This window comes from Novosphingobium sp. B1, from assembly GCF_900176395.1.
GTDB lineage: Bacteria > Pseudomonadota > Alphaproteobacteria > Sphingomonadales > Sphingomonadaceae > Novosphingobium.
Genome location: NZ_FWXL01000043.1, coordinates 1 through 11183, shown reverse-complemented (window position 1 = coordinate 11183; position 11183 = coordinate 1). Strand labels below are relative to the sequence as shown.

The window sequence follows — 11183 nt, the reverse complement described above, 5'->3', positions numbered from 1 at the left end:
GACATCGTCATAGCACCAGCGCCCCTCGACAATCAGGGCGCGGACACTCGGCGCTCCGTATCACCCGCGCAAGGTGGGCTCAGGACATCGCTTACGCATTGACGACTCCGCCTTCTGATGTTTCAGAGTCAATGACGGCAGGACGGCTTTCTATGCATCCGCGCTATGTTATGATCCTTTGCGAAAGGACACGCCTTGGCTGACGATTTTGGCGATGTGTATGCTCGACTGCGCGGGATCATGCTTGAGGCTGCTCCGGCGATGACCATTAATCGGGACGAACCGGGCGGACTTGAGCTGCGGACACCGGGTATCGATCCGAAGACAAAGCAGCCCGGCTGGTTCGGAACGATCTCGATCAAGAAGGGCTACGTAGCGTTTCACCTCATACGGCTCTACTTCGAACCAGACCTCGCCGCAGATATTTCGCCGGCGCTGGCCAAGCGCAAACAGGGTAAGACATGCTTTAACTTCAAAAAGTTAGACAGTGCCTTGCTTGAGGAATTAAGCGCCCTTGCTAGTCGTTGTGCTGCTGATTAGAAAAATCGCCTACACTGCGCCCGACAACACCAGAAGTAAGGCATGGGCGACATTAGCTGGCTCGGTACCTACTCGCCTGATTGCCGCCTCCTTGCCAGCACTCTGGCGGCAGCATTGCTGCCTACAGCCAACTCTCGCGCGTAGCGCAGGGCTGTCGTGGGGGACGACCAGCGCAGAGCCAGCGCGATCCCTGCACCATCTTCCCCAGCCGCAAACAGATCTTGCGTCAGCCCCACTCTAAACGAATGCGCGCTAATCGCCTTGATCGTCTCGACCTCTTCGCCTGGCGGAATCTCCACGAGGCCTGCATCGATCGCGTCGAGAGCTCGCTTGCGCAGAATTGCAACGACACCCTGTCGGCTGAGCGAGTTACGACCGACAAAATGCCGGATTTCGTGAGCTAGCCCTGCCTTGCCTCGATGGCTCAATGTGTTGATGCGCCTGAATACGACGCCCTGCGCGGTGCTGCTCGCGTCCAGCCAATCGCGTATCCGTTGCATGGTTTCAGCAGACAGCCAGGCAAGAGCCCCCTCCCCCTCTTGGTCGGTCTTAGAACGGCGAATGCGCAAGCGTCCGGTTCCGTCACTCACGCGTGACATATCTTCGGCCTCAATGGCTACCAGCTCCGACACGCGAAGCCCGGCGTCGTAGGCCAACGAGATCATCGAGGCGTCGCGCAAGCCCGGCAGATCACGGCCGCAGGCTGCGATCAGTGCGCTGACAGTTATGCCTGCTGGTGCCACCTCCCCTTCATTCATTGCCATACCAAGACGCAGCGGTGCAGCCTGAGCCTGTCGCGTTGAACGAGCTCGGCGAATGCCCTTCAGCGTGTCGCGAACCATGCCGGCTTGAGTGGGCAAGGCCTCGGTTTCGCCAAAGCCGAGCACCCGGTGAACGCGAGCAATGCTGGCGAGCCGACGGGCGAGCGTTGCGGGCTTGGCTCCGCCCCCTGCCCCCGCAGCAGGGCCGGCATCGAGCCAGCGCAAATAGTGCACAAGCGTTTCAGGGCTTGCCGGAACTGCGATCGCGACAGGCCGCTGTTCGCCACACCACTTGAGAAAGCACTTGAGGTCAGCGGTGATGGCCGAGCGCGTTGCCGGCGCCATCGCAGCAACCGCCGCCTCAAGCGATAGCGGGGAAGCGCGGCGGGTATTGATCAGCGAGGCGTAGCCACGAAGCACCAATTCGACCGCTGAGCGAGGATGCGGCTCAGCAAGCATGGCACTCAGCTCGATTGATAGTGGCAGAAGGCGGTCTCACGGTCATTCTCTGCCCGAAACCAGTGATATCGGCAATCACGAATTTACCATAATATTAGATTATGGCAAATCCGTAGTATGAAACTGTATATGATAGGATACCAATCACCTCCATCGGTAAACTCTCCCTTGTGATACACAATTGGCTGGAGTAAGCAGGAAGCTCTACCATAAGCGGGAGTCCTCCCCTGCCCCATGCTCGCGCCAAGAACGAAATTGCGTTCCTTCAAGGCCAACTTGATGCGCTCGTGCGCGTAGTGATGGCATCGAATGCACTTTTCCCAACTGAGCTGAAGGCTTGCCTTGCTCTTCGGAATCTCGAACGGGCCTGGCAGCAGTATCGCGAGGATCGTAGCATCTCCCTGGGCCAGTGCCTTGCCGGTGCCGAGTGCGCAACCGAGCGAGATGCGTTTCTGAAACTTGTCGAGATCGCCCTGCCCTCTCGCACCTCACCCATGGGCGATGCAGTCGCGCTTGTTCGGACGATGGCGATCCGACCGTTATCTGAGGAAGCAAAGCAGAGCGAAGCTGTGGTGGCAGGAAGCCACAGCGTTCTCGAGACCGCAAAAAAGTGGCTATCCGAACCACGCCTACCTGAGGACCCGTTGCAACGCCTCTGCGCAATTGTGGACAGATTGCGGTACTCGGATGGAAACGAGGAAGACGCATTAAGCGCAACTGCTTCCACGCCTTGCTGGGCGTTAAATCTTCTCGCTGTCACCCAAAGCAAAAGCTTTGGCATTTCGGAAGGCGGCCTCTTCTTGCCCGGCATAGTCAATCGGCGAGCTTTTCGGTCAGACTGGTCAACGTCAGAGCGTCGTGACTCAATCCATAAGTCTTTGTCGCGGACTCTAGCTCGGGCAGCAGACGATATTGCTGCAATGCTTCACGCTCGAGAGGCATTTACATCGAGATGTGGCAACCTGCAGTCAAACTCGAGAGCTTATGACGCATGGCTTCTGATGACTGCTCTCGGGGGGCTAACGGCAGCGCAGATATCTCGTGGACTTGCGGCAACAAAGGCTGGAGCCGGGAAAATAATAGCCCAACTTGAATCTGCCGGTCTCATCACAAATGGCATTCCAAACGTTCGAATTGGCACCAAATAATCGAATACCCGACTGATAAATGTTTACGACCCAAAAATACGGTGCAAATAGTCCATAGAGCCCTAAGGCTGGAAGTTCATCAGTGAAGTCACGGACCAGCCTGCAACTGCAAAATCTTGTCGTTTTGAAGCTTCGCGAAAACTTTCATCAAAAACCTTATGCAACTGACAATAAGCCAAATCGACGCCATCAATTCCTATTCCTCCCCGCCTTAAACTCGGGCTCGTCAGAGCCTCGTAGAGCGCGAAAGAGCACCTTCGGATAGGCATCTGTACACCGAGGCTCTATAAGCCCTGTACGGGCTTCTGGAGGGAAAATAACGCTATTTCCCTGTTTGTTCCGCCAGAGGCGTTGTTGGCAAGCCCCCGGACAACGAACTTTGCACCTTAAATTAACTGGTGAGAGGTCGGCGCATCATTTCGACAGGAAGCCTGCCGAAATCATAGTGCCGACCTATCGTCGAAAGCTTTCATACGAACGTAGATTGTGCATGCTGCAGGATGCGTATCGATGGGTTTAGCATTGGTCAGACGTTAGGTTTCCGGTCACGCCAATGGCCAGCAAGCCGTCGATCCCTAGAGTGTGGTCTACCTAGTTGCATGCAGGCATCGTGCGAGCGCGATGGCATGGTAGAATTTCAACTGCCCCGTCACGTGGGCTTTTATCATGGACTAAAATTAGCTTCGCGTCGTGAAAGAAGGCAGGAGCTGCTTTGCTCATCATGGACCTTGGGCATCCTGGAAGGCTTCGGTTAAGTTTGGCCGCACGATACCTCGCTCTATGGCTTCGTAGCTGGCCAGCGCGTGAAAGCGCTTCCGGAGATACTGGTGCGGAGAGTTGCCGTATTCTCTTTTTCTAGAATCAAGTATCAAGAATCCGCCGCAGGCGTTGGCGTTAGGTGATTTAGATTCTTAAGTTATAAAGTTAAGCCCGCGCCAGCACCCTTGAAGTTCCGGGTTTCACGCGAGTCGCTGACTGTGGAAAGAATCTGATAGCACGTGCGTGCCTCTCCAATAACACGCAGGGCTGATTCCAAAAACACGTTGATGGCGATCTAAAAACACGAAGCTCAGCTTTCGGTGCATTTTCGCTTCCAGATGGATCTCAGATCGACCCGAGATTTTTGCTCGGTTCGGGTTTCGATTCGTATTCAGGCGCTGCATTCCTAACTTATGGGCGGCTTCCGTCGGACCGGCTCAGTCTCAACGTGTTTTTGGGAATGTGCGTTCTTGGAGAACGTGTTTTCAGGAAGGTGGCAAGAACGACGGCTCACTTGACTAGCGTTTAAGTATGGTACCCTGCCCCTGCCCCTGCCCCTGCCCCTGCCCCTGCCCGGTCGCCATACATTTGGTGCAAGGCCTCTGAATCGCCCGTTTCATAGTACCTCTAGTCTTTGTCAAAGCGTTCAACTGCTCTGCGGTCGCTCGGCTTGATGCTGCTCATGTAGAGTTATGAGGCTCGTGACTGATCCCTGTTCAAACACCCGTTATCAAACACCGTACGGCCGGGTCTTTGAGGTGACAAACTACCGCAGGCCAGGTGATGATGTGCGAGATGTATGGCAGTTCAATTCGCAGCTGAACTCCCCGGTCTCAAATGGCTAGGCTGACCCATAACCGATCAGAGTTGTGTGCTCTAACCTGTTAAGCACAAGCTTCGGTACAATCTCCATTGGCGGAGCGAGCCGAGTGTCCGAGCAACTGCTTCTGAGTTTCTTGCTTCAGCGCCCGAAGGCGGACACCGTGTCTGCGCTATTCCATGGGAAACGCTCGACGCTCCACGAATGCTGAGGCGGTAAAGGAGGATCATGCTTCCTGCGACTATGCACGGGCAAACTGGGGAAGGGCAGGGGGGCGCACTCTCAATAAGACTACTAGCCCTGAAAGTTTGGCAATGATGACCTATGAGCAAGGCGGTCGAGAGCAACGATCGCCTTGCTTTCTGAAAACACGTTGGAGCGCTTACCGGCGAATTGAAAGTGGGTAAAACTGGGATCGTTCGCCCGGTCACATTCCCGGCAAAGAGTACTTATTTCGCTCATGGTGTTTGCGCACAAACCCATGGAAGCGTTTGGCGTAGTTACGCGGAAGCTCGCCAGGGTTGCGATCCAGGAAGGAGTCGAACTGTGCCATGAGGGCGTCAAGGTCCCAACCAGGGCAATCAGCCTTGATCGTCTCGTAGACCTCAGTTCCAAGCACATCACGGGCTCTGGGGGTCTGCCTGGTTGCCGTTGCTGGAGGCGTCTTACCACGCTTCGGACCATCGGCGTGAAGGCCTGCTGTTGTTCGCGATAGGAGCCCGCGAATGTCAGCGGCTGTCACAAAGTCCTCAGCCTTAGGTTCAGGCGGAAGATCTCTCGCCGGAGATTTAAGCCCTTGAGCGGGGGAGGGGGGGAGGGCGGGCACTGCTGATTGCCGAGTACGCGAGGTAGTGACAGGCCTTGTTAACGGATCGTCGGGGGTGAGGCTTTCTAAATGCTTGCGCATGACCATGCGCAGTTTGGGGCGAGGGGTTTCCGCTCCAAGAACCTCAAGATTGATGTCCGGAAGGCTGTTAGAGCGCGCTAACTCCAGAATCTTATTCTTGAATGATGGCAGAGAACTTTCGCTTCCGCTCTTCTGATGAAGAGTCTCGAAGCCAATCGTGAAACCATCACGGCCATTTCCTCCGGCATGCTTTCGCGCAGCCCTATATAACCATTTTCCAAGCCCGCTGGTTATCTCGAAGTAGAGGGGCGAAATCGCTAGAACGTTCCGCTTGTCCATAACCCCATCGAAAAACCACTTTGACAGCGTGATCTCCATCCCGAGCGATCTTTGTGTGCGCTCGTCAACAAGGTGTGTGTAGCTGTCGATCCATGAAAACGTCGTCTCACGGGTTTTCGAGTTGGCACGAATGTTCGTCTTTATCGTGGTCGCTTGCAGACGATCAAGCGCACCTACCAATCGTTCATAGGCGCGACCGCTTACGCCCCAACATATGCGTTTAAGGAGGTCGCCAGGTTGCACTCTGATCGTCGGTGAAAGGTCATTCTCGCCGCGCTCCCGCAACTCATTCAGGTGCGATGCCAGATAGATCATGATGTCTGCGTCCCAGATCGTTGCCATGCCATAGGCTGGGTTCGCAGACACATGGACTGTCACAGATTTATCAGGACTGAGATACTCGATCGGCTTGAGGCGCTTCTTCTTGGAGAGGCTAAAGAAAGGCCTCTGCATGGTTTCCTGATAGTCACGCAAGGAAACATCGCTGAAATCGGGCAGCGTGAAAAACATCTCGAATTGTACACGGCGCCCGGGAGCGCCGGCAGGCCGATCGTCAGTGCTCACCTTTTCAACCTATCTCACTTAGTTGTCCCACGCGTGGGAGATGGTGATTAAGTAACTGAAAAATCAGCAAAAAATGGCATTTTTCAGAGTTGCAAAACGACCTTGAACCAGCCGCGCTCATTGCTTCTGCAGCTTTCGCTGCAGAATCTTCGCGTTCACGATGAAGGGGCGCAGTGCTTCGAGAATATCGTCAGGGGACAATTCTGTTGGACTAAGGGTGATTGTCAAAGCCCGTGATTGGTCCTTTTCGACCGTCCCGATCGCCAGACCCTTCGCTTCGATAGACGCCTTTTGCGCGCGGCCCTGCCGGCTTGCTATTGCCTTCATTAGGCGAGCAACAACTTCGGCCCCACTTATGGGTTCTTCATCACCAGATTGCCTGAAGCTTTGCTCGGCAGCGATGCGATGGGCCGCCTCCTCCATCTTTGGACGCAGAGATGGATTTCGCAAGGCTGGCAGTAGCTTGTCGCCGTGCCGCACCTGCAGGTCCATTGGAGATGCAAATGCGCTTACTACACCGGGCGGGATCTCAGTCAGCCCAATATATCGAGCCAACGTCGACTTAGAGATTTTCACCCGCTCTGCTAGACGCGCCTGCAGCCCCTCATAGTAAGCATCAACAGCGGCCTTGTAATTTAGTCCACGTTCAAGGTCGGAGATATCTTCCCGTTCACGGTTCTCGATATCTGCCAAACGGAAAGCGGCTTCATCGTCAAGATCTTCAATGATCGCAACGAGTTCGATATCTGGATAATGATGCGAATTGAGCCATGAGACTGCCCAATGACGCCTTGTTCCGATAATCAATTCATAGGGTTGCTTAGCGTTGTTGGTGCGCCTCACAACAACCGGGATTCTGTTGCCGTTTTCTGCTTGAATAGACTCAATGAGGCTACGCAAGCGGTCCTCAGTTAGCCGTGCGTAATCGCGAGCGTTTCCCGGCCAAATGGAGCATTCAGTTGGCTTGAGGCGAATTGTGGGTCGCTTCACCATCCGCGCAGCTTCAGTGAAGCCATCAAGCCGGCGCGTGGTAAAGTTTCGCGATTGAGCTGGTTCGGCGCTGCTGGGCGCGGGGGAGGGGAGGGGTGCTTCGTTGGGCGACGCCAGTGCTTCGCCAATCAATGATCGGCGGCTCATGCTGCGACACTCCCATCCATCTCAGCTGACTGGCGGGATACGCTCTTCGATGGCCACTGCTCCTGGATTTCGCTTAAAACCTCTCCAAACACTGAATTTAGATTATCTCGGCACCTGTTGTAAGTCGAATGCGCAGCCGAAGGCTTGCTTTCGTAAATTGAACGAAATGCTTGGGTCGCATTCTTGATTTCTTCGGAAGCCAAGATGGGCTGATTTAAAAGGAAGTTGGCGTAGGTTGCCTTCATCATCTTCCACATATCAGCCTCGCCGGGCTTACTCGGCGAGTAAGCCGAACAAACTATTCTAATAAAACCGTAGTCTACTGGGGTGCCGTTCTCTTCGAGAATCTCGATGTTTTCCGCGATGGTGTCCATGAAATGGATTGTCGAAAGGTAATCGAGCTGTCTCGCAGGAACAGGGATAAGCATTCCAGTCGCTGCCGCCATCACATTCAGGCCAAGAAAACCCATGGCAGGCGGCGGATCCAGGAGAATGACGTCGAAATCCTTTTTGACGCTCTCAATCCCGATCCTCAGTCGCTGTAGGCCTTCGCGTACAGCCTGGCCCCCCTCGCGAAGGGTTGCTGTCAGGTCCCACTCAGCATCCTGCAAGCCCAAGCTCGATGGGACGATTTTGATGGTCGGCCATGCTGTATCGTGGATCGACTTTCTGAAGTCGTCGAAGGTGCTTCGTGGAGAAAGAAAATTTCCAAGAGTTTCTTCTTCGTCGATGAGAGTCTCAGGCTGAATGTCGAACATGGTAGTGGTTGAAGCCTGAGGGTCGCAGTCGATCACCAATACATTGTAACCTTGTAGAGCCAGAAAATCTGCGAAGTGCTTGGTTATCGTGCTTTTTCCTACGCCACCTTTAAAGTTCTGGACGGCCACGACCACAGCGTCTTCGGAGGCCAGCTTGCCCGGGCGAATGTTTAACGCAGTTCGTATCTGAGTCAGATCCTCGAGCGTATAGAAACGCCTCCCGTTGCCCAGCTGCTTTGGCGGCGACAAGCGGCCTTCTCTCTCGGCTTTCGCAAGGGCTTCAGGAGTTCTTCCGAGCAACTCGGCAGCCGCAGTCGGACCGAAGGTGATGTCGAGCACTTTGCGGTCTTCGGGCTTAAAGACGACAGCTTTGACCCTGTCCCGCATCATTTCGCACGATCTGGTCATGTTGCGAAGTGTGTTCACAGTGTACGACATTCGGAGCCCTTTGGGTGAATCGCCAAACTTAAAGCTGCTCAGTTAGCGTTCTATGTGCCGATTTCGAGCCTGAAGTCAAACCTGGCTTCTGAAATGGGGCCAGAGGGGAAACCCATCGCTAATCCATGCGTCCGTGCCACTACACTGGCGACATACCAACGTCCGATGCGCAAGCAGCTTATCCCAACGTTTCTGTAGCCAGGAGACCCCGCAGATGTAGGTGACGGTCCTAGTACGCCGAGAACCTCACTAAGATTGGTGGCTCTCGCGAGCCATGGGAATATTTGCGACCTCTAGCTCTAAATCATGCAAGAGCTGGCGCAGTACGGCATTCTCACGCTCTAGACGCTGGACCTTTGCCTGCAGAATGAGCGTGGCCGCACCAAGCGAGCGTGTAACTCCAAGTCGTTTCAAAGCTTGCCACCGGTGATGTTCGATGGTGCGCGAGCTGAGACCCATGCGGGAAGCTATTTCGCCAGACGTTAGCCCTTCCATCATAAGGTCAAAGACGGCCCTTTGCTGAGGCGTCAACTCGTCATATCGATCGAGGAGGGTTTGGCCGTTCAAGGTAGCAGGACCATCTGTGCAAGCTCCTATCGCGCGATCAAAGCTGTGGCTTAAGTGGCAATTTGCGTCAAACGAACATTTTTATAAAGGCGTAGCACACCTTGCGCGGTAGGAGGCTGTCTGGCATCGGCAAATGGCGCGGCGGACGTGGCGGAATGGTAGACGCCGGGGACTTAAAATCCCCTGAGCTATGCTCGTGCGGGTTCGAGTCCCGCCGTCCGCACCAATAAATTCAAGAACTCAGACCGCTCCTGTCACCTCGTTGCCAGATGGCGTATATGCATTTGGTGTAATCGCATCAGGAAGATTGGTCTCGATTGCGCTAATCACTGAATCGATATGCTCACCGGCGTGATGGACGTAACACGCCCTGCAATGCGCCGACAAAGGCAATGGTAGCGCCATCGAGACGGTACGTGCCCACGCTCTTAAGCGCTCTGAGGAATTGCGCCCGATCGTCTAGGAAATGCAGGCGAGGAAAGTGGCATCACTTGCGAGTATCGCGACGGCGTCGAATGAGGGGGCTCCGTCACTTCCTGCGGCAGTACATAATATGCGTCGAGCGCAATCTGGTTGCGCGATTGAGCTAAGAAATCCTGTTAGTATTTCACCAGATTGGCAGCAAAATGTGAGGCTTAGCACTTTCGCTGACACCGCTGTTAGGCCAGACCCTCACCACCACAAAAGGAGGGGAACATCATGAATCAAATATTTGCTGCAGCTAGCATCGCGCTGGCCGCGATGGCCGTTCCCGCCATCGCGCAAGAAGCCGCTACGGCACCAGGTGCTGCAGTTCCGGCAGCACGCGCTTTGCCTGCCAGCACTATGGTCCAGATCGCATCCGATACCGAGATCTCGTCCAAGAAGATCGAAGTCGGTCAAAAGTTTCAATTCTTCGTGACCACTGACGTGGTCGATAACGGTGTGACAGTAATTCCACGGGGCTCAAAGGTGGAAAGCACCGTCACGTTCAAAACCGGCAAAGCCATCGGGGGTAAGTCGGGCAAGTTCGAGCTTTCGTTCGATAAGATCATGCTCAACGGCAAATCCTACGCGATGCGCGGTACGCACCGCCAAGAAGGCAAAGGCAACACGGTGGCCGCAGTCTTCGGTTCGATGTTGGTTAGTGGTCGCTCGGCGGTCATGCTGCCGGGCCAGATTGTCCAAGCATTCACAAATGAAGCGATTCCCTACTGAGTGAGATGACGGGCGCGGCCAGACAAGCCGCGCCTGCGTTACGAACTTAAGGACCTCGCGCGAGCTGTGGTGAACTATCTCCCTGCTGTCGGTGGTGATCCAGATTTTGAGGACGATGATCCGGCGCGAGGCATCACCGAAGGTGACGGAGAGCAGTTGGACGACATTGGTCTACCTCTGCCTATCTATTACATAGACCAGAGGTGTGAGCGTCCGAACGATCATGTGGTATGAGGACAGGCACACGTAAAACCCTGAGAGTGATGTGCACTCACCTTGCTGCTGACCAGACGCGTAGCGTTCCTGAAAGGCTGGCTGAGGCCATTCTCGAACTCTCAGACGCTATAGTGCTGGCTTGGTTGAACGGGAGGGTTATCGGATGGGTGAATGTGACGGTCGGCGTAAAGGAGGGTGGAGTGGGCCCCTGGGGTCGGACAGGTAGCAAGGGATGAATTGACCGTGGGGTCGGGCTCTTGGAGAAGAGCCTATGCCGAGACATCGATCACACAGTTTGGAGTTCAAGCGGCAGGTCGTCGAGGAATACCTCGGCGGCGAGACGCTGCATGGTCTGGCCAAGCGTCACGATCTTTCACGCCAGCTGATCAGCGTCTGGATCGAGAAGTACGAGGGCGGTGCGTTCGACGATGACGCCCGCGCCGCAGACCTTGTCCAGCAGTACGAGGCGCGGATCGCCGCCCTCGAAAGCCTGGTAGGCAGGCAAGCGCTCGAATTGGAGTTTCTAAGGGGGGCTCTGGGGACTGTCAGGATTTCCGTGTGTGGCCGGGCATAATGGGCAACAAGGAGTCCCACTATGTCACGACGCAAAGAACCTGCCATACCGAATGAGCT

At 55.0% G+C, this 11183-nt stretch carries 8 protein-coding genes and 1 tRNA gene; 4 read left to right on the top strand and 5 right to left on the bottom strand.

Going from position 1 to position 11183, the window contains the following annotated elements; all coding sequences use genetic code 11:
- Window positions 1-195 precede the first annotated feature (195 nt).
- On the top strand, window positions 196-540 hold the full coding sequence (locus B9A23_RS21670; protein WP_084281474.1) for a hypothetical protein: 345 nt from the start codon (window positions 196-198) through the stop codon (window positions 538-540).
- 68 nt (window positions 541-608) lie between these two features.
- Here B9A23_RS21670 and B9A23_RS21665 read toward each other — a convergent pair whose 3' ends face one another.
- The 5 genes from B9A23_RS21665 to B9A23_RS23585 all read right to left on the bottom strand — a co-directional run bounded on the left by B9A23_RS21665 (window position 609) and on the right by B9A23_RS23585 (window position 9137).
- The gene (locus tag B9A23_RS21665; RefSeq protein WP_254895241.1) at window positions 609-1721 is read right to left on the bottom strand and encodes a tyrosine-type recombinase/integrase; all 1113 of its coding nucleotides are present in this window, start codon (window positions 1719-1721) and stop codon (window positions 609-611) included.
- Window positions 1722-4914: 3193 nt separating this feature from the next.
- Entirely contained in the window at window positions 4915-6183 is a 1269-nt protein-coding gene (locus tag B9A23_RS21660; protein WP_084281470.1) for a replication initiator protein A, read from the bottom strand.
- Window positions 6184-6354: 171 nt separating this feature from the next.
- Window positions 6355-7374 (bottom strand): ParB/RepB/Spo0J family partition protein, encoded by a 1020-nt coding sequence (locus B9A23_RS21655; protein ID WP_084281468.1) that lies wholly within the window; start codon window positions 7372-7374, stop codon window positions 6355-6357.
- The gene (locus tag B9A23_RS21650) at window positions 7371-8540 is read right to left on the bottom strand and encodes an AAA family ATPase (RefSeq protein ID WP_254895242.1); all 1170 of its coding nucleotides are present in this window, start codon (window positions 8538-8540) and stop codon (window positions 7371-7373) included. The genes B9A23_RS21655 and B9A23_RS21650 overlap by 4 nt, the downstream gene beginning before the upstream one ends.
- Window positions 8541-8819: 279 nt before the next feature.
- Entirely contained in the window at window positions 8820-9137 is a 318-nt protein-coding gene (locus tag B9A23_RS23585; RefSeq protein WP_084281462.1) for a LuxR C-terminal-related transcriptional regulator, read from the bottom strand.
- 141 nt (window positions 9138-9278) lie between these two features.
- Between B9A23_RS23585 and B9A23_RS21640 the strand changes: the two genes are divergently transcribed.
- From B9A23_RS21640 to B9A23_RS21630, 3 genes are all read left to right on the top strand, one after another.
- Window positions 9279-9363, top strand: a tRNA-Leu gene (locus B9A23_RS21640).
- 473 nt (window positions 9364-9836) lie between these two features.
- Window positions 9837-10334, top strand: a complete 498-nt coding sequence (locus tag B9A23_RS21635; protein ID WP_139797643.1) for a hypothetical protein — start codon at window positions 9837-9839, stop codon at window positions 10332-10334.
- Between the two features lie 487 nt (window positions 10335-10821).
- Window positions 10822-11124, top strand: coding sequence for a transposase (locus B9A23_RS21630; protein ID WP_084281458.1), 303 nt, complete (start codon window positions 10822-10824; stop codon window positions 11122-11124).
- Window positions 11125-11183 lie beyond the last annotated feature (59 nt).